Origin of the sequence: uncultured Acinetobacter sp., assembly GCF_947624825.1 — a bacterium.
GTDB lineage: Bacteria > Pseudomonadota > Gammaproteobacteria > Pseudomonadales > Moraxellaceae > Acinetobacter.
This window is the reverse complement of sequence record NZ_CANQLZ010000026.1, coordinates 1-25,603: the sequence shown is the minus strand read 5'-3', so window position 1 is coordinate 25,603 and position 25,603 is coordinate 1. Positions and strand designations below refer to the sequence as shown.

27 protein-coding genes are annotated in these 25,603 nt (G+C 41.4%); 14 read left to right on the top strand and 13 right to left on the bottom strand.

Annotated elements, in window-relative coordinates; all coding sequences use genetic code 11:
* Window positions 1-6: 6 nt before the first annotated feature.
* The 8 genes from Q0017_RS07725 to dxs form a co-directional block, all read right to left on the bottom strand.
* Window positions 7-291: a lipid asymmetry maintenance protein MlaB gene (locus Q0017_RS07725; protein ID WP_298144933.1), complete on the bottom strand. Its 285-nt coding sequence runs from the start codon at window positions 289-291 to the stop codon at window positions 7-9.
* A complete protein-coding gene (locus Q0017_RS07720; RefSeq protein WP_298144929.1) occupies window positions 291-917 on the bottom strand; it encodes a phospholipid-binding protein MlaC in 627 nt (208 codons plus the stop codon). The genes Q0017_RS07725 and Q0017_RS07720 overlap by 1 nt, the downstream gene beginning before the upstream one ends.
* A 15-nt stretch (window positions 918-932) precedes the next feature.
* Entirely contained in the window at window positions 933-1,586 is a 654-nt protein-coding gene (locus Q0017_RS07715) for an outer membrane lipid asymmetry maintenance protein MlaD (RefSeq protein ID WP_298144927.1), read from the bottom strand.
* Entirely contained in the window at window positions 1,586-2,365 is a 780-nt protein-coding gene (mlaE, locus tag Q0017_RS07710) for a lipid asymmetry maintenance ABC transporter permease subunit MlaE (protein WP_298144924.1), read from the bottom strand. Before mlaE ends, Q0017_RS07715 begins: the two co-directional genes overlap by 1 nt.
* Window positions 2,362-3,177, bottom strand: coding sequence for an ABC transporter ATP-binding protein (locus Q0017_RS07705; protein WP_298144922.1), 816 nt, complete (start codon window positions 3,175-3,177; stop codon window positions 2,362-2,364). Before Q0017_RS07705 ends, mlaE begins: the two co-directional genes overlap by 4 nt.
* Before the next feature lie 354 nt (window positions 3,178-3,531).
* Window positions 3,532-5,424, bottom strand: coding sequence for a DEAD/DEAH box helicase (locus tag Q0017_RS07700; RefSeq protein WP_298144919.1), 1,893 nt, complete (start codon window positions 5,422-5,424; stop codon window positions 3,532-3,534).
* A 449-nt stretch (window positions 5,425-5,873) separates the two neighbouring features.
* A complete protein-coding gene (locus Q0017_RS07695) occupies window positions 5,874-6,704 on the bottom strand; it encodes an inositol monophosphatase family protein (RefSeq protein WP_297423640.1) in 831 nt (276 codons plus the stop codon).
* A 114-nt stretch (window positions 6,705-6,818) separates the two neighbouring features.
* Entirely contained in the window at window positions 6,819-8,714 is a 1,896-nt protein-coding gene (gene dxs / locus Q0017_RS07690; RefSeq protein WP_298144916.1) for a 1-deoxy-D-xylulose-5-phosphate synthase, read from the bottom strand.
* A gap of 299 nt (window positions 8,715-9,013) precedes the next feature.
* On the opposite strand from dxs, the gene ribA reads away from it, so the two are divergent.
* The 5 genes from ribA (at window position 9,014) to Q0017_RS07665 (ending at window position 13,976) form a co-directional block, all read left to right on the top strand.
* Entirely contained in the window at window positions 9,014-9,616 is a 603-nt protein-coding gene (gene ribA, locus Q0017_RS07685; RefSeq protein ID WP_298144913.1) for a GTP cyclohydrolase II, read from the top strand.
* Window positions 9,617-9,714: 98 nt separating this feature from the next.
* Entirely contained in the window at window positions 9,715-10,656 is a 942-nt protein-coding gene (gene hemF / locus Q0017_RS07680) for an oxygen-dependent coproporphyrinogen oxidase (protein WP_298144910.1), read from the top strand.
* A gap of 123 nt (window positions 10,657-10,779) precedes the next feature.
* Entirely contained in the window at window positions 10,780-10,986 is a 207-nt protein-coding gene (locus tag Q0017_RS07675; protein WP_298144908.1) for a hypothetical protein, read from the top strand.
* A gap of 49 nt (window positions 10,987-11,035) precedes the next feature.
* Window positions 11,036-11,824, top strand: a complete 789-nt coding sequence (aroE, locus tag Q0017_RS07670; protein ID WP_298144905.1) for a shikimate dehydrogenase — start codon at window positions 11,036-11,038, stop codon at window positions 11,822-11,824.
* Between the two features lie 328 nt (window positions 11,825-12,152).
* Window positions 12,153-13,976, top strand: coding sequence for an acyl-CoA dehydrogenase C-terminal domain-containing protein (locus Q0017_RS07665; RefSeq protein ID WP_298144902.1), 1,824 nt, complete (start codon window positions 12,153-12,155; stop codon window positions 13,974-13,976).
* 58 nt (window positions 13,977-14,034) lie between these two features.
* Here the strand turns inward: Q0017_RS07665 and hemW are convergent, their stop codons facing one another.
* A complete protein-coding gene (gene hemW, locus Q0017_RS07660) occupies window positions 14,035-15,189 on the bottom strand; it encodes a radical SAM family heme chaperone HemW (protein ID WP_298144899.1) in 1,155 nt (384 codons plus the stop codon).
* A 126-nt stretch (window positions 15,190-15,315) separates the two neighbouring features.
* Here hemW and Q0017_RS07655 point away from each other — a divergent pair, with 126 nt between their 5' ends.
* The 4 genes from Q0017_RS07655 (at window position 15,316) to Q0017_RS07640 (ending at window position 18,976) form a co-directional block, all read left to right on the top strand.
* Window positions 15,316-15,774, top strand: coding sequence for a DMT family transporter (locus Q0017_RS07655; protein ID WP_298144896.1), 459 nt, complete (start codon window positions 15,316-15,318; stop codon window positions 15,772-15,774).
* A 3-nt stretch (window positions 15,775-15,777) separates the two neighbouring features.
* Entirely contained in the window at window positions 15,778-17,139 is a 1,362-nt protein-coding gene (locus Q0017_RS07650; RefSeq protein WP_298144972.1) for an MATE family efflux transporter, read from the top strand.
* 190 nt (window positions 17,140-17,329) lie between these two features.
* Window positions 17,330-18,628 carry an AarF/ABC1/UbiB kinase family protein gene (locus Q0017_RS07645; protein ID WP_298144894.1) on the top strand — a complete coding sequence of 433 codons (1,299 nt, stop codon included), beginning with the start codon at window positions 17,330-17,332 and terminating at the stop codon, window positions 18,626-18,628.
* Between the two features lie 87 nt (window positions 18,629-18,715).
* Window positions 18,716-18,976 carry a type B 50S ribosomal protein L31 gene (locus tag Q0017_RS07640; RefSeq protein ID WP_298144891.1) on the top strand — a complete coding sequence of 87 codons (261 nt, stop codon included), beginning with the start codon at window positions 18,716-18,718 and terminating at the stop codon, window positions 18,974-18,976.
* A gap of 52 nt (window positions 18,977-19,028) precedes the next feature.
* Here Q0017_RS07640 and crcB read toward each other — a convergent pair whose 3' ends face one another.
* On the bottom strand, window positions 19,029-19,394 hold the full coding sequence (gene crcB / locus Q0017_RS07635; protein ID WP_298144888.1) for a fluoride efflux transporter CrcB: 366 nt from the start codon (window positions 19,392-19,394) through the stop codon (window positions 19,029-19,031).
* 75 nt (window positions 19,395-19,469) lie between these two features.
* Here crcB and Q0017_RS07630 point away from each other — a divergent pair, with 75 nt between their 5' ends.
* Window positions 19,470-19,802: a HopJ type III effector protein gene (locus Q0017_RS07630; RefSeq protein ID WP_298144884.1), complete on the top strand. Its 333-nt coding sequence runs from the start codon at window positions 19,470-19,472 to the stop codon at window positions 19,800-19,802.
* A 27-nt stretch (window positions 19,803-19,829) separates the two neighbouring features.
* Here Q0017_RS07630 and Q0017_RS07625 read toward each other — a convergent pair whose 3' ends face one another.
* Together Q0017_RS07625 and Q0017_RS07620 are read right to left on the bottom strand one after the other, a co-directional pair.
* Window positions 19,830-20,234, bottom strand: coding sequence for a protease inhibitor I42 family protein (locus Q0017_RS07625; RefSeq protein WP_298144882.1), 405 nt, complete (start codon window positions 20,232-20,234; stop codon window positions 19,830-19,832).
* A gap of 15 nt (window positions 20,235-20,249) precedes the next feature.
* Window positions 20,250-20,756 (bottom strand): hypothetical protein, encoded by a 507-nt coding sequence (locus Q0017_RS07620; RefSeq protein WP_298144969.1) that lies wholly within the window; start codon window positions 20,754-20,756, stop codon window positions 20,250-20,252.
* A gap of 369 nt (window positions 20,757-21,125) precedes the next feature.
* Between Q0017_RS07620 and Q0017_RS07615 the strand changes: the two genes are divergently transcribed.
* From Q0017_RS07615 to Q0017_RS07600, 4 genes are all read left to right on the top strand, one after another.
* Entirely contained in the window at window positions 21,126-21,770 is a 645-nt protein-coding gene (locus tag Q0017_RS07615; protein ID WP_298144879.1) for a ParA family protein, read from the top strand.
* A gap of 83 nt (window positions 21,771-21,853) precedes the next feature.
* Window positions 21,854-22,972, top strand: coding sequence for an AI-2E family transporter (locus Q0017_RS07610; RefSeq protein ID WP_298144876.1), 1,119 nt, complete (start codon window positions 21,854-21,856; stop codon window positions 22,970-22,972).
* Window positions 22,973-23,058: 86 nt separating this feature from the next.
* Window positions 23,059-23,616: a superoxide dismutase family protein gene (locus Q0017_RS07605; RefSeq protein WP_298144873.1), complete on the top strand. Its 558-nt coding sequence runs from the start codon at window positions 23,059-23,061 to the stop codon at window positions 23,614-23,616.
* Between the two features lie 165 nt (window positions 23,617-23,781).
* Window positions 23,782-24,066 (top strand): DUF3817 domain-containing protein, encoded by a 285-nt coding sequence (locus tag Q0017_RS07600; protein WP_298144870.1) that lies wholly within the window; start codon window positions 23,782-23,784, stop codon window positions 24,064-24,066.
* Window positions 24,067-24,092: 26 nt separating this feature from the next.
* On the opposite strand, the gene Q0017_RS07595 is transcribed toward Q0017_RS07600, so the two are convergent.
* Window positions 24,093-25,601, bottom strand: coding sequence for an anti-phage dCTP deaminase (locus tag Q0017_RS07595; protein WP_298144868.1), 1,509 nt, complete (start codon window positions 25,599-25,601; stop codon window positions 24,093-24,095).
* Window positions 25,602-25,603: the final 2 nt, after the last annotated feature.

Here is a 25,603-nt window from a genome sequence, read left to right as displayed (position 1 = left end):
CTTTTTTTAAATCAGCGTTAAGTCATGTTGTAAATGACAGGCTTGAATAATGTTTAGCATTTTTTGTGGTACAGCTTGAAAGTGTAAACCTTGCGCATTGGGTGTATGACGTAGCCAACGCATCAACACCGCCAACGCTAAAGTACTGCCCTGCTCAAGCTCAGATAAATTCAGCACCAACGGCAAAGGCTGAGCTTGAATCAATATTAAACCTTGTTGGTAATACTGTTCGGCGTTGTCAAAATCGATCTTGCCACTGACCCATAACACTTGGTCTTTTATGCTCAGCATTATTTTTTAACCGCTGAATCAGCATCCGGCTTAAAGGTCGCAATGGCTTTATCCAAGTTGTTGCCATTACGTTTGACGTTGGCTGCAAATTGATTACGGAACTGTAAACCTAAATCAATCCCTGACACGTTGATATTGCGGATTTTCCATTTATTGCCTCTCTCGACCAATTGGAAAGCCACCGGAATTTTTTGACCTTTGTTATTAAAATCAATGGTCACCACTGGATTTTTAACATTAGGCGCAGCTTTATAAGGACGCATGGTATAGGTTTGATTACTGTATTTTGCAAAAGCAGAACCGTAATTTTCAATTAAAGTTTCACGGAAATTCTTTTCAAACTGAGCACGTTGTGCAGCGCTACTTTGTTGCACATAAGTTCCCATTACAGTACGTACAAAAGCTTGTGAATCAATATGCGGATCTAAATGTTGACGCACAATCGTTTTGACCAAAGCTGGGTTATTTTGCAATTTACCTTGATCGGCTTGTACGCGCTTAATCAAAGTATCAGCAACTTGCCTAATAAAGTCAGGCGGTGTTTGCGTTGGTGCCGCAAAAGCTGTACCTGCCAGCAGAGTAGCTAAAACACTTGCACTCAGTGTTTGTTTCATTAAAGTTTTCATCGATTTCTCCTAGGCTTATTCAGCAACAAATGAGGCTTCAGCATCGTCTGGGTTGCTGCTATCGCTATCGGTAGTTTTTGTGCCACCGGTAATAAATTTACTAATTAAATCTTCAAGGTCCATGGTGCCTTGGGTATTGATAATACTGCCACCACGTGGAAGGTAGTTTAGACCACCACCTGGAATGACTTTTAAATATTTTTCACCCAATAAACCATTGGTTGCGACCATAATATAAGCATCTTCATCAATACTGGTGATGGACTTCATGTTGGCAATCAGTTCATTTTGCATTGTTTTTTGTTGATCGGGGCGAGCATCTGTATAGTCTGTACTGTATTTAAGCTCTTCTAAAGCGTTTTCCTGTACAAGTTTTAATTGTGCTTGGTTAAACGAAGTTAACTGACCATCTAAATCAAAATGCACTGTGGCTAAACGAGTCATTGGATCTAAAGTAATGTCGGTTACACGACCAATGGTCACCCCACTCATGGTCACTTTAGCGCGGGGTTTTAAACCATTTACATTATCAAACTCAGCTTGCATGCTGTAACGATCAGACAAATTACTGCCGCTTAAACCACTGACTTTCATGGCCAAAAAAAACATGGCCACTGCAAAAATAATCACAAATACCCCAACGGCCAGTTCACTTGCACGCGATTGCATTACACACCTCCAAACATGACCGCAGTCAACACAAAATCAAAACCTAATACACATAAAGACGAATACACCACAGTACGTGTGGTTGATGTCGCAATCCCTTCTGAGGTCGGCTCACAGGCATAGCCTTGATATACCGCAATCCAAGTACACACAATGGCAAAGACAAAACTTTTGATTAAAGTACCTTGAAAAATATCTTCATAAAAGCGCACTGTGCTTTGCATACCACTCCAAAAAGAGCCTTCATCTACACCTAAAAAATCCACCCCAACCAATTTTCCGCCCATAATACCAATCGCGGCAAAAATGACAGATAGCATTGGTAAGCTTACAATCCCAGCCCAAAGACGTGGTGAAACAATGCGTTTAAGTGGATCAACCCCAATCATTTCCATGCTAGAGAGCTGTTCGGTGGCTTTCATTAAACCAATTTCGGCGGTTAATGCTGAACCTGCGCGGCCTGCAAAAAGTAATGCTGCCACTACGGGTGCAAGTTCACGCAGCAAAGTTAACGATACCATGGTACCCAACATGGATTCTGAACCCACATTGACTAAAATTGAGTAACCTTGTAAACCTAAAACCAAACCAATAAATAGACCCGATACCGCAATAATTAAGAGCGATAGAAAACCTACACGGTACATCTGATACAAAAATAGTTTGACCCCAAGCCATGTCGGCATCGAGCATAAAATTTGCAGCAACATGATGCTCGCAACCCCAATGCCACGTATCCGCTGTATAACAAGACGGCCAAGTAAGGCTATTGCATTCATGCTTGACCCTCAGCAGTTAAATAAGGCTGATGACTAAATTGATAATCAACCGGACCTTCAACCGAACCATTTAAAAATTGTTGCACAAAAGCAGAAGGATGTCGTTTGAGTTGGTCAGGTGTACCTTCGCCTTGAACTTTACCTTCAGCAATGACATAAATATAATCTGCGATTAGAAGTGTTTCTGCCACATCATGCGACACAATAATGGTAGTTAAATCTAAGGCATCACGTAGCGAGCGAATCAGACGGGTCAATACGCCCATCACAATAGGATCTTGTCCGGCAAATGGCTCATCATACATAATCAGTTCAGGATCAAGCGCAATCGCACGCGCAAGTGCAACACGTCGATTCATGCCCCCTGAGAGTTCAGCCGGCATAAACTGCTCGGTGCCGCGTAAACCCACCGATTCTAATTTTAATGCAACAAGTTCAGCAATTAAATGCTCAGGCAACTGAGTATGCGCACGAATTGGAAAGGCTACATTTTCGTAAACTGACATGTCGGTGAACAAAGCCCCACTTTGAAACAACATGCCCATACGTGAGCGCACTTGAAATAGTTGTTGGCGTGACAGTTTATTAATGTCTTGCCCATCAAGCAGCACTTGACCTTGATCAGGGACTAACTGTCCACCAATCAAACGTAATAATGTGGTTTTACCTGTGCCCGATGGCCCCATAATCGCAGTAATTTGTCCGCGACGAATATTTAAACTGACATTGTCATAAATGATTCGATCACCGCGCCGAAAGCTTAAGTTATTGACTTCAATAAAAGCTTGGGGTGGAGATACTGTATTATTCATACTGGTGCGTATTCCTGCATTTTTTCAGCAGACATACTATAAAGGATTAGTAGTTTTTTGGGAGAATAAATATAGAACGCAGTGTTGTATAAATGTCAGACTTCACTGAGGTGAAATTAGATAAAAGAATGGTAGATCAATATTGCTATATTACACAATACTAAAATACCTCCTACATACGGTAGCATGCTTATTTACCTCGACTTCGACCAAACATATCAAAAAATCTGTTACACACGTTGGCTTTTAAGCGCAAATTGTGCCATGAGTATACATTTTAAAAGTAAAATATCAACATTCTTTGCATAAAAAAGACCGATGCAAGCATCGGTCTTTTTAAGCTCAATTTAACAATTAGTCGTTAAATTTGCGACGTGGACGGTCTTCGCCAAATGTGCGCTCGCCACGTGGTTTGTCATCAAAGCTACGACGTGGACGATCTTCGCCACCGAAAGTACGCTTAGGACGATCATCACCAAATGAACGTTGTGGACGGTCACCGAAGCCACCTTCACGACGTGGAGCAGGACGATCACCAAAATCACGTTTTGGACGGTCGTTATAACCATTTTCACGTGCTGGCTTGTAATCTACACGGTTGCCACGGTTATCATCTGCTGAACGTGGTGAATCACCAAACGAACGTTGCGGACGATCACCGAAACCACCTTCACGACGTGGCGCTGGACGGTCGCCAAAATCACGTTTAGGACGGTCATCAAATGAACGCTGTGGACGGTCGCCAAAATCACGCTTTGGACGATCATCATACGAACGTTGTGGACGGTCGCCAAAATCACGCTTTGGACGGTCATCATACGAACGTTGTGGACGATCACCGAAACCGCCTTCACGACGTGGTGCTGGACGATCATCAAATGAACGTTGTGGACGATCACCGAAATCACGTTTTGGACGATCATCACCGCCTTCACGACGTTTGAAGTTAGACTCGCCTTCAAAACGTGCACGACCACCGCCATCACGACCACCAAAACCGCCACGACCACGACCGCCATCACGACCACGACCGCCATCACGACCACGACCGCCGCCATCACGACTACCGCGTGCAGGTGGTGGAGATGGCTCAAGACCTTCAATTTCAGTCACGTCTAAACGTGCTTCTAAGAAGTCTTCTAATGCACGAATCTTGCCGCGTTCACGGTAAGTTGCAAGTGTAATTGCTTTACCTGTACGACCTGCACGACCTGTACGACCAATACGGTGAACATAATCTTCGTTCTTCATTGGAAGACCAAAGTTAATCACGTGAGAAATCGTTGGTACGTCAAGACCACGCGCTGCAACGTCAGTTGCAACTAAAATTTTTGCACGACCTTCACGGATGCTACGTAAACGACGGTTACGAACAGTCTGTGGCATTGCACCGTGAAGTGCTACAACTGAAAGACCTGCTTCTGCAAGCTCTTCAGCAAGCATATCGGTATCTTCTTGAGTTGAAGCAAATACAACTGCTTGATCAACATCTTCTGCATTTAACCAATGTGTAAGCAATTTTTTCTTATGCTCAAAACCATCAGTCCAATGAAGCGTTTGCGTGATGTCTGTGTTAGTAGAGTGACCAGTTTCGATCGCAATACGTTGCGGATCATTCATCATGCGTTCAGCAAGTGTAATGATGCGCGGTGCAAATGTTGCAGAGAACATAAGCGTTTGCTTACGGTTAGCAGCATATTCGCCAATTGCTTCTAAGTCTTCTGAGAAACCTAGATCAAGCATACGGTCTGCTTCATCGACAATCAGTGACTCAACTTTGTCAAGTTTAATTTGACGACGATTCACTAAGTCAATTAAACGACCCGGAGTTGCAACAACAACTTGCGCGCCTTTTAACTGTTGAATTTGCTTACCAAAAGGCATACCGCCCATGATTGCAGCAATACGAACACCTTTCATGTGACGTACAAACGCAATCGCGTCTTGGCTTACCTGTTGCGCTAATTCACGTGTTGGTGAAATCACTAAAATTGTAGGCTGAGTAATTGCCTTCATACGTTCTTTAAATGGAACGAATGCATCTTCAGATGCTAAAGCATTTAACGTTGGGAGTAAAAACGCTGCAGTTTTACCTGAACCTGTTTGGCTAGATACAAGTAGGTCTTTACCTTCTAACGCTGCAGGAATCGATTGTTCCTGTACTGGAGTCGGTGAAGTAAAACCTAAAGCTTGAATCGCTTGTTGTAAAGATTCATGTAAAGGAAAATCAGCAAAAGTTTTGCTCATAGAGTGTTTCACCCGAAGTTTGGGTGCTCCATTAAAATAAAGTCAGATGGACATCGACAAAAAGCGGTACAGCAATAATCGCTGACAAATATGAGAATCAGCGGCGATCCGAGTAACGACGATGTGATAACGCACGCTTGTATTACGGCATAACCTGAAAGAATCGCTTTAGCGATTGGGGCGCGAGATATCGTCCTCTCTTTGGACCGAACGCGCATACACAATATAGAAGAGAAATGTTCAGGTAACGAACAGAAAATTAAGTGCGTCGCAAGATTATAGCAGAGTTCTTTAAAAAGTCATGTCATTTGATTAATATTTGACTTAAATCAAAATTATGTCAATTAAATGATTGATTTATATAAAAATTTTAATTGTTATTTTTTTGTAAAATAAAGCCCTCAAGTTGAGGGCTTTATTAAAATCTAGATATTGTAATAAGCTTGAGCTTATTTAGCTGCTTCGCCCCACGCTGGAACAACAGCTTGCATCAGTGGTTTAAGCATTTTCATTGAACAGGCAATTACTTGGCCATTTTCCATTGATTCTGAACCACCACGTGCATCCACTACAGTACCGCCGGCTTCTTTAACAATTAATTCGCCCGCTGCGATGTCCCATGGTTTTAAACCAAGTTCAAAATAACCATCAAAACGACCTGCCGCTACATATGCTAAATCTAATGCTGCTGAACCTGTACGACGGAATTGCGCACCTGCTTCTGATACATTGAGTAAAGCAGCAAAGTGATTTTTAGCATAAGACACAACTTCACCGTTGCGTTTCGCACGGTAAGCATGACCTACAGATAAGAAAGTATTGGCAAGATTATCTTTTACATTCACGCGAATACGACGTTGATTGAGCATTGCGCCACGACCACGACTTGCAGAGAACAGCTCGTCTTTCACAGGATCGTAAATCACACCGTGCTGCGTTACACCTTTGTGTTGAACAGCAATTGAGATACAAAAATGAGGTACACCATTGATGAAGTTAAGTGTGCCATCCAGTGGATCAATCACCCAGCACCATTCAGCGTCTGAGCCTTTACCTTCTTGATAACCAAATTCTTCACCTAAGAAGCTGTGGTTTTTATAACTTTTACGCAGCGTATCAATGGTCAACTGTTCTAAATAACGGTCAACACGTGTCACTGGACCATCAATGCCTTTTTCTTCGACTTGTAGATCAAGCTTATGACGATTTTGATGCGCTTTTAAAAGTTCTTGACCAACTAATTGAGCCGCACGCGCAGCCATCACCACCATAGGTTCCATTGAACACCCTACTACAAATATTGAAGACGATTAAAGAATAATGCATAAAAGCCACATTATCTTAACAAAGATTGTGGCTTTTTGGCAAAAAATTAATGTTTAAGTAAAAATGAACTAGCTAAGTTTTGCCCAAGCAGTATGCATAGCCTCATAGATACCATGCTCATCTAAACCTGCTGCTGCAAGCATTTGCGCATGGGTCGCCTGTGGCATAAATTCATCGGCTAAGCCTAAATGAATGATTGGTTTAACAATTTGTGCTTGTGCAAAATACTCACTGATACTACTGCCCGCGCCTGCCATGACCGCATGTTCTTCGACCGTCACAAACAGCGATGTATGTAGAGCAAGTTGATCGAGCATTTTTGTATCTAATGGTTTCACAAAGCGCATATTGATAACACGCACGCCTAGACCTGTTTGAGTAGCGAATTTCTGCGCTGCACTTATCGCTGCTGTAACACGACTACCAAAAGCTAAAACACTAATCTGTTGTTTTGCAGTTGGATTTAAGCTGAGTACAATTTGTGCTTGACCCAATGGCAAAGGCTTGAGTTCAGCTTCAATCTTCACCCCAACGCCTTGACCACGTGGATAACGTACCGCCGCAGGACCTTGATACATATAAGCGGTATGTAGCATTTGACGACATTCATTTTCGTCTTTTGGTGCCATAATCACCATGTTTGGAATGGTGCGCATGTAAGCATAATCATAGGCACCGGCATGAGTTGGACCATCTTCACCCACCAAACCAGCACGATCAATGGCAAAGGTCACATCTAGATTTTGCAAGGCAACATCATGCACCAATTGATCATAACCACGTTGTAAGAAAGTCGAATAAATTGCAACCACAGGTTTTAGACCTTCACAGGCCATGCCTGCTGCTAATGTCACCGCATGTTGTTCAGCAATTGCCACATCAAAGAAACGCTGTGGGTATGCTTGAGCAAATTTCACCATGCCTGAACCTTCACACATGGCAGGAGTAATGGCCAGTAATCGCGAATCTTGTTGTGCCTGATCTATCAACCACTGACCAAATACATCAGAATATTTGGGCGCAGTTGCAGGTACCGCCACCGCATTAATTTTATTAATCGCGTGATATTTAATTTGTTCAACTTCAGCTGGCGCAAAGCCCTTGCCTTTTTTAGTATAAATATGAATTAAACGCGGACCCTTACGCTGTTTTAATGCAGCAAACACATGGCTCAGTTGTTCTACATCATGCCCATCAAAAGGACCAAAATAGTCAAAACCAATGGCTTTAAATAAGTTATCGGCAGCATCAGTGGCAGCTTCATGTAAGCGCGAGTTATATAACCATTCTGGGTGCGGTTGCACATAGGCCTGACCGTCTTGGCTAATATTAACTGACTCACCACGCGCCCAAATTGCAGCTAAATGTTTGGCAAAACCACCAGTACTACACGAGATCGACATATCATTGTCATTGAGTACTACGATTAAATCAGCTTGATGGGCAACTGCATCGTTCATGGCTTCAAAAGCCATGCCTGCCGTCATAGCACCATCACCAATAATGGCAACCACTTCACGGGCAATATTTTGATAACGACTGGCCAAAGACATACCAAGGCCTGCTGAAATAGCCGTAGAAGAATGTCCTACTCCAAAAGTATCAAACTCAGATTCTTCACGCGCTGGAAATGCCGCTAAACCATCTTTAGAGCGGATGGTCACCAGTTGTTCACGGCGACCAGTTAAGACTTTATGCGGATAGGCTTGATGACCTACATCCCAAATCAGACGGTCATGTGGGGTGTTAAAACAATAATGCAAGGCTACGGTTAATTCAATGACACCTAAATTTGCGCCAAAATGTCCACCACTTTGACCTGCTGCATACAAAATATAATGACGCAACTCATCCGCCACTTGTTTGAGTTGGCTACGGTCAAGAGTACGCAATTGCTCAGGATGATCTATCGTATCGAGCAACGAAGTTACAGGGCGATGAGTTGGAATTTCTGTATACAACATATGTGGCAAAGCCTTCTAAAGCCTGGCAAATCTATCGCTAGGTCAAATGGGTTACTCGAACATATCGTCGAATGATAGCACCTTAAATCAGCCACATTTTTAGCGATGGCGTTTTAAAACAAATCTCTCGCGGGCATGGTAGTTTAGATTATCCTGAATAATCTCACTATTTATCAACTATTATCGTGTGCTTTACACAAAAAAGAAAATCTTCTATGTGAATTCCGCATTGCAATTCTACTAATGTCCAACCATTAAGCTATACTTTAGTCAATTTTTTTTGTTTTACGGGTTTTGCCGTGCCAATTCAATTTGTCGCAACGTCTCGACTACCCACCGCCTTTGGTGAATTTAAGATTAGTGTTTTTCAAGATCCTGACACTGGCGAAGAGCATGTGGCATTGTCTAAAGGGTTAGAACTACCACCAAACGAGCCAGTTTTAGTGCGTGTGCATTCAGAATGCTTAACGGGAGATGCTTTTGCTTCGCTCAAGTGCGACTGTGGCCCACAACTACAAGCCACACAGCGTTTAATTCATGAAGCAGGACAAGGCGTGATTTTATATTTACGCCAAGAAGGTCGTGGTATTGGACTCACCAATAAAATTCGCGCTTATGCTTTGCAAGATCAAGGTCATGATACGGTGGATGCCAATTTAATGTTAAATTTGCCGGCAGATGCACGTACTTATGAGATGTGTAACATCATGCTTGAGCATTTGCAGGTCAAACAAGTCAGACTCATCACCAATAATCCACTCAAGATACAAGCATTAACAGAACAAGGCATTGATGTCGTAGGTCGTGTGCCGTTAACGGTGGGTTTAAATCCATTTAATGAGCAATATTTAAAAACCAAGCACGAACGTATGTCACATTTGTATGACAAAGACGATTTTTAAGTGAAGAATAACGGGGTTTTTAATTCAAAATCCCTTACTTTGTTTAAGGTTTTATGCTTTGATGATGGTGTATCTTATCGTTTACTGAGGCGTCACTTATGCAGCACCCAACTTCGGCTGATATCCAACGCGTTCGCGAATTTCTCCTTGATTTACAAGCCCGCATTTGTGCGGCCTTAGAACAACAAGAACAACAAGGTGGCGGTAGCGCTACATTTGAAATTGATGATTGGCAACGCCCTGAAGGTGGTGGTGGTCGTTCACGTGTTTTACAAAATGGCACTGTGATTGAAAAAGGCGGGGTGATGTTTTCACACATCAACATCTCAAAACTACCTGCCTCTGCCACCGAACGTCATCCTCAAATTGCCGGTGCTAAAGCCCAAGCCATGGGTGTATCACTGGTGATTCATCCTCAAAACCCCAATGTGCCGACCTCACATGCCAATGTGCGTTTATTTGTGGCCGAGCCTGAAGGTCAAGAACCGATTTGGTGGTTTGGCGGTGGTTTTGACTTAACACCATTTTATCCAAATGATGAGGATGTGTTGTCTTGGCATCAAACTGCGCATGATTTGTGTGCCCCTTTTGGCGAAGAGATTTACCCAAAACATAAACAATGGTGCGATGATTATTTTTATTTAAAGCATCGTGATGAACAACGTGGTGTGGGTGGTTTATTCTTTGATGATTTAAATCAATGGGATTTTGAAACGTGCTTTAGCTATATGCAAGCGGTGGGCAATGGTTATTTAAATGCTATTTTACCAATTTTTGAGCGTAATCAAGCTAAACCTTATACTCAAGCACAACGTGATTTTCAGCTTTATCGCCGTGGCCGTTATGTAGAATATAATTTGGTGTATGACCGTGGCACTTTGTTTGGTTTACAAACCGGTGGTCGTATTGAATCCATTTTAGTCAGTCTGCCACCATTAACAGGTTGGTCGTATCGTCCTGAATGGGAAGAAGGTTCGCCTGAAAAACGTCTTACCGATTATTACCTTAAGCCACATGATTGGTTACATGAGCTGAGCTAATGTGTGTTAAGGCTATCTATAGATAGCCTTTTTTTCATATATTTAATTACAACCTATTTCACATACAACCGATAAAAACCGTTAAGCTAAAGCCATTGTTACCCATTGCCTTAGGCTTGCCACATGCTCGCTTCATTCTCTCAGCATAAATTGCTGTGGTTTACGCTGTTAATTTCTTTGTTATCTATTTCATTTTTTACCACGCTTCATTACGAAAACAACCTGTTTGATGGTCTTTCTATGAGCGTGAGTGCCCTCACCTCTTTGGCTTTGTTTTTATTGGCAATGATTTGCTTATTTGATGTGGTGAACGACATTTGTAACCCTTAAGCATTTTACCGTATAGTGGCCACACTGTTGTGCACACGGAATTGCCTTTATGAGCAAACAATTTGCTGTGATTGGAAACCCCATTGAACAATCACGCTCGCCTGAACTGCATCATGCTTTTGCCAAAAAAATGGGCATTACGCTTGAATACCATAAACGCCTAGCACCACTGGATGGTTTCTTAGCCAGTATGCAGGCTTTTTTTGCCGAGGGCGGCGTAGGCATGAATGTCACCGTCCCCTTTAAAGAGCAAGCCTTTGCAGCCTGTGGGCAATTAACTGAGCGCGCTAAAATTGCCAAAGCTGTAAATACTTTATGGATGCAAGATGGGGTATTGCACGGCGACAATACTGATGGTCAGGGTTTGGTGGCTGCCATTCAAGCCCTCAACTGGAATTTAAAAGACAGTCGCATTTTAATTTTAGGCGCAGGTGGTGCCACGCGTGGCGTGATTTACCCCTTGGTGCAGGCCGGTGCACAACACATTGTCATTGCCAATCGCACCCTTGCTCGCGCTGAGCAATTGGTGACTGATTTACAAGACAGCGTAGCAAGCGCTGAATTGTCGGCGATTGGTTTAGATCAATTAAGCGGTAAGTTTGATTTTATTATTAATGCCACGTCTGCAAGTTTAAGCGGTGATGCATTGCTTTTGCCTGAATCACTGCAATTTAAAGCTGCCTATGAAATGGCCTATGGCAAGCCTTCTAGCTTTTTAGACCAAGCCCAAGCACGTGGTGTACCGAATACAGATGGTTTTGGTATGTTGGTGGGTCAAGCCATTGAAGCATTTTATATTTGGAATGGTGTACGTCCAGAATTAAAAGACTTTTTATAAAATTTTCATCTAAAAAAAGAGTCCAAAGAGGCTCTTTTTTTTATACATAGATAAAATCAGTATGGCTTAATCATTTATAAAAAATGTGTTTTATTTGCACACACATTCTCACAATATTTTGCTATGTTTTTTTATGATTAAATTTAATATGTTATTTATACATTAACGTTTCACCTTATACGCTCAGGAGGTACATTTCATTTTTTAAGCAGCATAACAAAAGTATTAAAATGAAATCTGCTTCAAGTAACATGCAAGCTTGACCTGTGCAACAATAATCAAAATATCGGCACCTCTTATAACGATTTTTAAAATTAGGATTACAACTATGCCAAGCTATAAAGCTCCTCTTCGTGATATGCGCTTCTTAATGAATGAAGTATTTGATTATCCGAAACATTATCAAAAATTAACTCATGGAGCAGCCGCTGATCCTGAAACTGTTGATATGATTTTAGAAGGTGCAGCTGATTTTTGTGAAAATGTATTGTTTCCGCTTTATCAAAGTGGGGATGCCGAAGGCTGCCATTTTGATAATGGCACAGTAACCACACCAAAAGGTTATAAAGAAGCTTATGCACAATTGGTGCAAGGCGGTTGGCAAGGTTTATCTTATCCTGAAGAGTATGGTGGTCAAAACTTACCGCCTTCACTCAATTTAATTAAATCTGAGATGATGGGAACAGCCAATTGGTCGTTTCAGATGTATCCGGGCTTAAGTATTGGTTGTATGAATACCATTATGCAATATGGTACACCCAACCAAAAAGACACGTATATGCCAAAATTAGTCAGTGGCGAATGGTCAGGCACAATGTGTTTGACTGAACCACAATGTGGAACTGACTTAGGCCAAGTTAAAACCAAAGCCGAACCAAGTGAAGATGGCAATTATAATATTACCGGTACCAAAATCTTTATTTCAGCAGGTGAGCATGATCTGACTGAAAATATTATCCATATTGTTTTGGCACGTTTACCCGATGCACCTGAGGGAACTAAGGGTATCTCATTGTTTATTGTGCCTAAATTTTTAAATCATGCTGATGGCAGTATTACTGAGCGTAATCATGTGAGTTGTGGTTCAATTGAACATAAAATGGGGATTCGCGCCTCTGCCACTGCGGTGCTTAATTTTGACAATGCCACCGGCTACTTAATTGGCGAGCCACATAAAGGCTTACATGCCATGTTTACCTTTATGAACACGGCGCGTATTGGCACCGCCATTCAAGGCATTGCCCATGCCGAGCTGTCTTTTCAAAATGCCTTGCCTTATGCCAAGGAACGTTTATCTATGCGTGCCTTATCAGGTAAAAAAGCGCCTGAAAAAGTTGCCGATCCAATTATTTACCATGCCGACGTACGTCGTATGTTACTCACGCAAAAGGCGATTGCGGAAGGTGGTCGCGCCATGATCTATTATGCCGCGCAGATTTCTGACAACATGCAAGATGCGCTAGAACGTGGTGATGACGCTGCATTTAAACAATATGATGATCAGCTTGGATTTTATACCCCTATTTTAAAAGGCTTTTTGACTGAATTGGGGCACGAAGCAGCCAATTTAGGTATGCAGGTGTTTGGTGGTCATGGCTATATCAAAGAATGGGGCATGGAACAAATCGTGCGCGATGCACGCATTGCCATGTTGTATGAAGGTACCACAGGCGTACAAGCGCTTGATTTACTAGGACGTAAAGTCATTTTAGGCTCACGTGGTAAAGTCATTCGCGATTACACCTCAGAAATTTTAAGATTCTGTAGCAATCATGCCCGTAACAAATACATGCGTGGCTTTGCTTGGGAATTAACCAAACTATGCGCACAATGGAACACCCTCACTTTACGAGTGATCATGGCGGCACGTAAAGACCGCGACATGGTGTCCTCTGCCTCTACCGACTTTTTAATGTTTTCAGGTTACGTGATGATGGCCTATTTTTGGGCACAGCAAGCTGCAGTTGCATCAGAGAAAATTGGTGCAAATCAAGGACCTGAAAGTATTGAGTTTTATAAAGCCAAAATTAAAGTGGCTGATTTTTATTTTGAGCGCTTATTGCCACGTTCCCAAGGCCATGCCGAAGCCATGGTACATACACCACGCAGTATGCTTGCACTAAATGCTGAACATTTTAGTTTTGATTACTAATCGCCTATAAATATAAAAAAAGCCCAAGCTCATGTTGGGCTTTTTTAAGGTGTATAACTTATAAAAATTCTTCTAATACCGAATTTAAGAAGATATGCCCTTTTTCTGTACATGACAGCCGATCTAGGTCGGCGACCATTAATTGCCGCTCACGCAATGCGCCAAGAATAGGTTGTAAAGTCTTTAACTCTAAACCCGTACGTTCTTGATACAGCCGTGCCTCTACGCCCTGATTTAAGCGTAAAGCATTCATCATAAACTCAAACGGTAATTCATCCTGTTCAATGCGCTTGTACTGCACATGTTCGGCAGGCACTTTAGCCAAGTAATCTTTAGGAAGGCGGGTTTTTTGAAAACGATACACACCATCCGCTTGAGTGACTTTACCGTGCGCTCCTGCCCCAATGGCAAGGTAATCACCAAATTGCCAATAGTTGAGGTTATGTGCCGATGGTAATTCTTTACGCCATGCCGACACTTCATAATTGATAAAGCCTTGTGCTTTTAAATATTCCTCACCTGCGGCTTGAATATCTTCTAAGACTTCATCTTGCGGTAAAATCGGTTGAGTGCGGAAAAATACCGTATTGGGTTCAATGGTCAATTGATACCATGAAATATGTGTTGCACCATTTTCCACAGCAAGCTGTAAATCAAGCAACGCTTCACTTAAGCTTTGCTCGGGTAAGCCATGCATTAAATCTACATTAACGCGTTGAAAACCGGCCTGTTTGGCATGCCGAATTGCCAATATGGCATCATCATTGCTATGAATACGCCCAAGTTTGCTTAACTGTTCGCTATTAAAACTTTGTACACCGAGCGATAAACGGGTAATACCGGCCTCTAAATAATCTTTAAATGGCTCGTGTTCAAGCGTACCGGGATTGGCTTCTAAGGTAATTTCACAATCGGTTTCAAATGGCAGCAAGCTTTTTAATTGCGTAAATAGCCACATATAGCCTTGCGCGGAAATTAAAGACGGCGTTCCTCCACCAATAAAAACACTATGAATGTGACGCCCTTGAGCAAAATGTAACTGAGTTTTAAAGTCTGCAACCAAAGCATGTAAATATTGTTGTTCTAAATCTAAAGACAGTTTGCCATCGGGCACCGCATGCGAATTAAAATCGCAATATGGGCACTTACGCACACACCATGGCATATGGATATATAACGACAACGGTACAGACTGCGGATTTAAATTGACCAAGGCACAAGCTCAAAACAAGAAAAACAAGAGCGTTATTTTAACATGTCTATAGCAAGACACTGACGAAAAGCCACACAGTTTTCGCGTAGAGTAAAAAAAGCCAATAAAAAGAAATGGATTAAACCGATGAATTTTTCTGTGCAATTGCTTGCCTTGTTGCCTTTGGTGTTTTTAATTGGCACTGCCATGACTTTACAAACGGCTATTAATGCTCAAGTCAGTCAAAGTATAGGCTCACCCTTACAAGCTGCTTTAATATCGTTTAGCTTCGGCACACTGATTCTTGCTGTTTTAGTGTTGCTCCAAAAACAAGCATGGCCTTCACTGCAACAGTTTTCCCAATTGCCTTGGTATGCATGGTGTGCTGGCGTGTTGGGGGTTTATGCAATTAGTTTAAGCATCTATACTGCGCCTAAACTAGGCTTGTTAACATTTTCCGGCTTAGTGATTTTTGGGCAAATCCTCACCTCTATGTTGTTTGATCATTTTGGCGGGTTAGGTGCTGAAAAAAATCCAATCCATTGGCAACGTTTATTGGGTGGCGTGGTCATATTTGTTGGTGTACTACTCACCCTGCAACGCTAGATGATGAGTACAAGTGTGTCACAAGTGACGTCTACGAGCTTTGAAATTAAGAAGCTCATGCATTTAATGCTACCTATTTTAATTACCCAATTTGCTCAAGCAGGTTTTGGTCTAATTGATACCATTATGGCCGGTCAACTCTCTGCGGTTGACCTTGCCGCCATTGCTGTGGGGGTCGGTTTATGGATTCCAATCATGTTGCTGTTTAGTGGCATTATGATTGCCACCACGCCCTTGGTTGCTGAAGCCAATGGTGCACGCACCCCAGAGAAAATTGCCACCATCGTGCGTCAATCGTTATGGGTGGCGCTGATTCTTGGCGTGATTGCTGGTTTATTACTACAACTGATGCCACTGTTATTGCCTGTGTTGGGTGTTCCCGACAATCTGTTGCCTAAAGCAAGTTTGTTTTTGCATGCTATTGGCTTTGGTATGCCTGCGGTGACCATGTATGCAGCTTTACGTGGCTACTCTGAAGCACTTGGCTTTCCACGTCCTGTGACTGTAATTAGTTTAGCGGCCTTAGTAGCCCTTGTTCCACTCAACTATGTGTTTATGCATGGTCTAGGTCCAATTCCTGCTTTAGGCAGCGCGGGCTGTGGTTTTGCCACTGCAATTTTACAATGGGTCATGTTCTTTGCTTTATTGGCTTATATTCAAAAGGCCAAGATCTATAAAGCCACTTCAATTTTTGGTCAGTTTGAAAAGATTAATAGCTATTGGATTAAACGTATTTTAAAACTAGGTTTACCCATTGGTTTAGCCATTTTTTTTGAAGTGAGTATTTTTAGTACTGCTGCCATTATTTTAAGCCCCTTAGGTGAAACCATTGTCGCTGCACATCAAATTGCTATTTCAGTGACTTCACAATTATTTATGATCCCGATGTCTTTAGCCTTGGCACTAACCATTCGTGTGGGGACCTATTATGGTGAAAAAAACTACATTGCCATGCGCAAAGTGCAAAAACTAGGCTTAATCACCGCAACCGGATTGGCGTTAACTACCATGTTATTTATGTGGTTATTACGTCCTGAAATTGTGGCAGTTTATACCCAAGATGTAATGGTGGCAGAAGTGGCTATGTATTTAATTTGGTTTGCCATTGCTTATCAAATTATGGATGCATGGCAAATTAGTGCAGCTGGTTGCCTACGGGGTATGCAAGATACCAAAGGCCCGATGTGGATCACCATGATTGCCTATTGGGTGGTGGCTTTCCCTGTGGGCATTTATTTATCGCGCTTTACCAATATGGGCGCACCCGGCGTTTGGATTGGCTTGATTGTCGGTTTAACTATAGCCTGTATTTTATTACTGATGCGTTTATATATGAATAATAAGCGTTTAAGCCTAAACACTTAATCTAACAAGCGAAGGTTTAACCTTCGCTTTTTTTAAGCCACTGGCAACATAACATAACGCTTGTCGCTGTTTTAAACCTTAGAACATCAAGCGAATGATTTGTACAATCCTTTAACAATTTAAAGTAGGCAGATATGCATTTGTCGCCTATGATCATGTACGAGCTCGACTTTTTCTTGAGGATTTAGGCATGGCAAAACCGGCAACTACGCCTGGTCGTCGTTTTATGAAACTTGCAACTATGACTGCAAGCATTGCGACAAAAACCGTTTCCAATTCACTGCGTAATTTAACCGCAGATGAAGAGCAGAAAAATGCCGCACGCAGTAAAATGTTTCAAGACATTGGGCTACAAATTGCTGAAACCTTAGGTGAAATGAAAGGTGCAGTAATGAAAGTTGGACAAATCGCCTCACAATATAAAGACGTTTTTCCACCTGAAGTTTCTAAAGCGATTGCCAAATTACAACGCCAAGCCCCTCCTATGCCTTTTGCGCAAATTCAACAACAAGTTGAAAAAGAGCTAGGCAAGCCGTTAAAGGTTTTATTTGCCGATTTTGATCAAACTCCTTTTGCCGCAGCCTCCATTGGGCAAGTGCATCGCGCCACTTTAAACAGTGGTGAGCAGGTGGTGGTCAAAGTACAGTATCCGGGTGTTGAAGAAGCCTGCGCCAGTGATTTAAAGCAAGTGCGCTTGGCTTTACGCTTAATGGGTGTACTTAAAATTGAGCGCAAATTACAAGATCGCCTGTTTCAAGAAATTCAAGACAGCCTAGACAACGAACTTAACTACCAAATTGAAGCCCAAAACTTGCATGTGGCACGTACTTTTCATCAAGCACTTGACCCTAAAGTGGTGATTCCACAAGTGTATAGCGAGTATTCGTCACGCCACGTTTTAACTTTAAGTTTTGAGCAAGGGCATGGCATTGAAACAGCACGTACATGGTCACAAGAAACACGTAACCAATTGGGGCGTCGCTTATTACGTGCGATTGGACAAGAAATTTTCTATTTAAAACGGTTCCACTGTGACCCTCATCCGGGCAACTTTGCTTTTCGTGAGGATGGCAGCGTGCTTATTTATGATTATGGCGGTGTCAAAAGCTTATCCACAGAAGTAGTGGAGAATTTTAAAGCTTTAATTCATGCAGCACGTGCTGAAGATTTTTCCAGTATGGAAGATTACTTATTGCGTTTAAATTCGCTTTCAGAAAAAGGGAAATTCCCACAAGACTTATACCGCGCATGGGTGGAAATCTTTACCCGTCCATTGCTCACGCATTATGATTTTGCTGCCAATAGCTCGCATCATGATGCGATGGAGTTGGTCAAACCATCACTTAAATATTGGGATTTATTTAAGCCTTCGCCTGAAACCTTAATGGTGAATCGTACGATTTCAGGACAGTATTGGAATTTAATTAATCTAAAAGTGCATGATAATTTAAATGATGTTTTAGATGAATTAGTACCACCACGCACATAACTTTATCACCCAAAGCCTTAAGCTTTGGGTTTACTTTTTAAACTTTTATGTTATGTTATAATATATCTAAAGATAAGGAATTGCGAAATGCGTGAAAGTATCCACCCTGAATATCAACAAGTTTTATTTCATGACACCAATGCTGATGTATATTTCGTGATTGGTAGTACATTAAAAAGTACCACCACGCGTGAATACCAAGGCCAAAACTACCCTTACATTAGCTTAGATATTTCAAGTGCTTCACATCCTTTTTATACCGGTGAGCAACGTCAAACCAGCAATGAAGGTCGTGTGGCAAGCTTTAATAAACGCTTTGCGCGTTTTGGCCGTAAAAAGTCGGATTAATCTCGCTTTATGCTGTAGTTGGCATGGGTCTAATCTGGTATTAGACCTTTTTTTAACGCTGTAACATATACATCAACAATGCAAGTAAACTCAAGCCGACCACTAGACTCGACACGACGTAGCTTAAGGCAAGCATAAAATACCCTTGTTTAATCAATTGGATCGTTTCTAAACCAAAGCTTGAAAAGGTGGTAAAACCGCCTAGACAGCCCACCATAAAAAATAAACGTGCCTCTTGCTGTAGGCTTGGATATTTTTGACTTAACGCAAAAAATAGCCCTGCTAAGCCACAACCTAAAACATTGATCCACCATGTTGCCCATGGAAACAAGCTGTGTGACTTAAAAAAGATTAAACCTGCGCCATAGCGTAAACTTGCCCCAATTGCACCACCTAAAGCCACCCATAACCACGTCATTCTTTTCTCGCTACAAATACTTTTACTTAACACTCAAGCGCTTTATATTAATGCTTATTTTTAAGGATGACCCAAATGGTACAGGATTTACTGCAAAGCTTAACCCAAACATCTTTCCAATTTAGTGATGTATTGGCTTACATTGACCAACATTATGACTACACCCCGACCGCATTTAGAAACGGTACGCAATATAACCAAGCTGGTGAAAACCAAGGCAGTGCTAAAGTTTTGGCATTTGCACAGTTATATCAACTAAAACATGAGCAGACTTTGAGTTTATTTGCTGAACATTATGCAGGGGTTTTAGCAGACCCAACAGGCTCAAGCCATCAAAATATTCGGCAATTTATACAGCATGGTTGGCAAGGGGTTGAATTTTCAGGATCAGTCTTAATCGCAAAATAAAAAAACCTCCCAAATGGGAGGTTTTTTTTAATTAACAGTCACCTTACATGACCAACGTGCTGGGGCTTGACCTTCCCAACCACGACCATGATGAATAGCAATTTGGTCTGTGCCCGCTGCTTTAGCAGTAAATGTAAAGGTTTTATCTTGTCCTGCACCCGGAACTGGCATGTCAGTTGGTAACATCGCAACATAGGCGCTTGTTACATCAAAATTTTTGGCACCAACCACGCTCCATGAATAACCGGTTGAACCGCTATTATCATAAAATTGTACGCTAATGCTCTCGCCTACTTTTAAATTTAGGTGATCAGCACAAGGTGTATCTACTGTATAATTATACGTGCCTTTTGGTAGTTCTGTAGGTTTTGGTGTGCTAACACAAGCGGTCAATAAGGTCGTACCTAAGAGTGCTAAAGCGATTTTTTTCATGTTTCCCCCAAAGATTTAAGTGTGGACTTTCTCAATCCATTGGATTGAATTTACACGAAAAACCTCACATGCACCATCACCAATATCAGTGGGCGTTAAAGATGAACGCCAAACTAAATCTTGATCTTTAATTTCGACCAACTCGCCCTGTAAACGCACCAGATCCCCTCGTTTTACTTGCTTAATTTTTTGCGCGATCTCAGGGTTAGCCGGCACAATGTGCATATTGGACACCATTTGCATGGCCTGCTCTACAGGTACCGGAACTTGTGGCATTTTCCAATTTAAGTAACGATCATATTGATTGACAGAAATAGTTCGAGCAATTTCAGGTTCAGCAAATATCCCCCAACTTACCGCATAATCAATGGGGGAAAATTTCGCTTGTGCATCATCATGGTAAATTTTTGAGCCTAAAATTCGAAAATCACCTTTAAATGGCTGTAACACTTCAATAGATTGATGTGCAACAACAGGTGGTAAACCTTTGGCAATATTGTACTCTGCTGAAGCATGGCTCATCACAACCCCAAAGCTGCTAAACACAGCACAAGTGATCGCAAGAAGTGCTCTTTTCATCGCAATGCTCTTCATCCTTGTTAACTTAAATTTAAGCTTAATGTTTTTATTCAAAACTACAATTTTGAATGCGTAACTTAATCACTTGGCTTTGCTATATTTTTGTAGCTCTTGTACTTATTGCACTCCAATTTTATTCACCATCAAGATTAAAACCATCGTAATACTGAGCTTTTTTATCTTCCTTTTAATACCATAAAAAATTGCTTTGTTTATCTCATGGTGTAATTTGTTCAGACTTTTGTCCTAGATAACGGTTATGTCATAAAACAATGCTATGCTAGGACTGAGCAGAATAAAATCTTTAGGGTCATGAAAACTATTTTAATTGCAAATCAAAAAGGTGGCTGTGGTAAAACCATAACCGCAATTAGCCTTGCGTCAGCATTGGCACAAAAAGGCTATAAAGTTGGACTTGCAGATGCAGATAAACAAAAATCTGCCTTACATTGGCTCAAGCAGCGCCCCGAGCAGGCTAATCCAATTCAAAGCGTGGATTGGACATCTGAAAAAAATTTTGGTCATGCACCAAAACAGCTAGACTATTTAATTGTGGATGCCCCAGGTGCACTTTCAGGTGACAACGCAGAACAATTGATTGCTGAAGCTGATGCGATTTTAACTCCTCTACAACCCTCATTTTTTGACATTGACAGTACGCGCCGTTTCTTAAAGCACATTCAAGATATTAAACGCATTCGCAAAGGCAAAGTTCATATTCATTTACTTGCCACGCGTGTTAAAGCCAACAGTGCTAGCAATAAAGAGATTCAAGCCTTCTTTGAAAAAGTTGGCCAGCAACCACTCGCTTGGATTTCAGAACGTGCAGCTTACGGACAATTGGCACAGCAAGGCTTAAATGTATTTGATAAACCTCAAAAAATTTACTTAAGTATGCAAGATCAATGGCAACCGGTATTAAATGCTGTTATTGAAGACCCAAGTAATTGGTTTTAAATTTAAAAATCATTTCTCAACACGCTTTAGCTTGCTGCAATAGATTTTTCAGTTAAGATGGTTCACGACACATTAATTAATCAGTGACATCAGTGCATCAATACGCGCCAACAATACAAAAAGTCTTACTTTTTGGGCTATTTTTCTTCTTGTTGTTTTTGAGCTTTAGCGTGCTCAAATACTTTATTGTGCCGGTACTGTGGGCTGCCATTATTGCCTACATGACCTGGCCACTGTATCGTCGCATTAAAGCATTTTGCAATGAAAGATCAACTTTAAGTGCCACGGTAATGATCTTATTGGTGGTATTAGTGGTCGGCATTCCCGTGTTGTTTGCTTTATTTATGCTGCAACACGAAGGACGTAACTTGTATTATGAACTACAAAAACAAGTCTTTTCAGGTCATGTAAAAGTCCCTGATTTTATTACCAATTTACCATTTGTTGGTAGTGAAATTGCACGTACTTTGCGTGAACTTAATCACGACCCCAATAGTATTATTCAGTCTGTGTCTTTGTGGATTCAAGGCCATTTAAATTACGGTAAAGTGGTCTTTAATGAAGTCACGCGTAATTTAATCAAACTGTGCTTTGCAGTGTTAACTTTATTTTTCTTCTACCGCGATGGTCAAAACATTTTAAATCAAGTCAGTCGTGCACTTGAAATGGTGATTGGTCCTCGTGTTCATCATTATTTAGACACAATTTCAGAGACCACGCGTGCCGTGGTCTATGGCGTCGGTTTAACCGCAATTGCGCAAGCTTTACTTGCAGGCTTGAGTTATTTTGTGGCTGGTGTACCTAATCCAATGCTACTGACCCTTGTCACCTTTGTATTTGCTTTAATCCCTTTTGGTCCTCCTGTGGCCTATGGCGCAATTTCATTGTGGTTATTTTCACAAGGACAAACCATCGAATCCATTGGCGTTTTAGCATGGGGCATTTGTGTGGTGAGCACTGCCGATAATGTCATTCGTCCTTTGGTGATTTCAGGTGCTACCCAAATTCCATTTATTTTAATTATGTTTGGAGTATTAGGTGGTTTAGCCAGTTTTGGCATGGTTGGCTTATTTATTGGTCCTGTGATTTTAGCGGTACTGCTTGCTATTTGGCGTGAGTGGTTGCATGAAGCGCAAGAAGCAGATGCTGCACTTCCACAATTAACAGCACCTGATCCAGTCGATCCGCTTTTACCAAAATAAAACTTATACAGTTATGGCATTGAGTTCATGGTAACGCTTTGTTTAAATGATTCTTGTTTATAATTACAAGTTTAGGAAATTCCTCTATGTCATCATTCGTTAAAATTTTTAGCATCGCAGCGGTAAGCACTATTTTTGCAACGGGTTGTGCCACCACCAATGAACAAGGTCAAATTGTACCTACAGCACAAAAAACTGTTGAAGTGAATGCAGTTTCAGCTCAAGGAATTGGACAAAAACTCGGTACGATTACGTTTCAAGACAGCGTGGCTGGTTTAATCATTAGCACCAATTTAAGTGGCCTACCTGTAGGCGAGCGTGGTTTTCATATTCACGAAAATCCATCATGCGCAGCTGCAGAAAAAGATGGCAAGATGGGTGCAGCTTTAGCTGCAGGCAGTCATTTAAATAGCAATGGCGCTGCTAACCATGGCACACCTTTAACCGGGCATTTAGGTGATTTACCTGCGCTTAAAGTCGCAGCAGACGGCACAGCCAATGTACGTTTAATTGCACCACGTTTAAAAGTGGCAGATCTTAGCAACCGTAGCGTGATGGTACACGCTGGTGGCGATAACTATGCTGATGTGCCTAAAGCACTTGGTGGTGGTGGCGAGCGTATTGCCTGTGGCGTAATTCGCTAAAATTTAAAGCAGCTTCGGCTGCTTTTTTATTGTCCTAAATTGTTCATTATTTTTGGCATTTTAAAAAGATTTCCAACTCAATCACACTGTGTTAATCATTTAATTGCTTATCTAGATTTAAAGCACTAGGCTAGTGAGTTTAAAGTATTTTTTTGCGCATCTGATATGAATATTCAAGCTTTACGTGTATTGGGTTTAATTGAAGGTTTATCCTTTTTAATGCTGTTATTTATTGCCATGCCACTTAAATATGTGTGGGGTAATCCCATTTTAGTAAAGTATGTCGGCATGGGACACGGCATTTTAGTGATTGCTTTTGTCTTGGTATTATTTGTGGTGTGTGAACGTAAAAAATGGTCGTTAAACATGTTTGTGGCAGGTTTAGTTGCCGCTATTTTACCATTTGGCACATTTATTTATGATCGTAAGCTTAAAAAAATGCAAGGCTAAAAAAATCCCGCACTAGGCGGGATTTTTTATTCAGGCTTCTTAGTGGCAATTACTTGCATAATCTTGGCTTCTAAATCTTGATAGGATAAAACATGCAGCGGCATCCTTAAAGTGGCACAATCTGCTTGCCAATTAAGTACATGCCCAAAGGCATCTTTGCGTTTGATTTTTTCCCCCACGCCTAAAGACAAAGAAAATAAATTCATAAAGCTACGTGCGCCTACACCCACAAATGGCTCAAAAATTAATTTATGGGTAATGTCAGTTTCGCTGTGTTCCCAACGTTGGGTAATTGATTCATCATGTAAATGCAGAGCCAAACTTTTTGGATATGGCTCCACAAATACCACTTTTTCAATGCCTGCGGCTAAAATATGTTTAGCACAGTTATGACATGGAAACGTGGTCACAAATAAAGTTGCCCCAACGGTTGAAATATTACTGCGGCTACAACTGAGTAAAGCATCCATTTCGGCATGCACAACACGACCATATTCCAAAATGTTTTTAATTTTGCTTTGTCTTAAAATATTTTCGATTTCAGTTTTTACTGAAGCACGACGCTCATTGGGCATCTCACGCTCAATCACATGTTCAATTTGACCGAGTAAGTCTTGAATAATGCCCTGTTTTTCTTGCGTATTTACATCATAGCCGCGCATATAATCACGCCCATTGGCCACATCTTCAACCGCACCAGTGTCTTCATTAAAGTAAGGCCAATATGTACCACCGCGAAATTTAGGCACATCATTAGAGCCAATTGCTAAAATGGTTTCATCACGTGCTACCACCGCCCCCACTTGGCGCGATAAATCTGCCGAACGTAAACTGGCACTAAATGACATATAAGCGGCAAATTCATTAAAGGTGGGCGTGATATACGGATTCTTAAAAATCAGCTTTAAAAAGCGTAAACAGGATTCACGTAAATGATTTAAATTATGTTCAAATTTTAAAAAATAGTCTGCCAAATGAAAGGCTTCACTGGTATGTTGCCCATAGGAGTTGGCTTCACCTTCATCACGTTCAATTAAGATTTTGGCATTGTTTTCACTCATGCCATATTTATTGACCAAAGCGTGGGTACGTGCGGTTTTGGCTTCATATAAAGACAATTGAAAAAAGCCATTGCCATAAATTTGGCGTAGTGCTTGAATTTCTGCTTCATGTTTGAGTGAATCAACAATATAAGCCACACGGCGTTGTTGAACGTCTTGGTTTGGATGTTGCTGTTGCCATGCTTGGCGACGCTGATAAATTTGCTTAACAATCTGTAGCGCTAAAAAGTCATTTTGATAGTCACGACGCAGCTCATTACCTTTGTCCATATAATGTTGAATACGGTCAAACGCACTACCATTTTGGGTATAGGGATAGAATTCGGCAAGAATGTCTTTAGACACGCGAATAATTTCAACTTGATAATTAAATTGCTGTTCAAGTAAGTTTTGCACAATGTCGGTTAAGGGGCTTAAGCTACTGCCCACCGCACCAACAAGACCAATGACAAGCTCATGGTTGGTTATTTTGATAT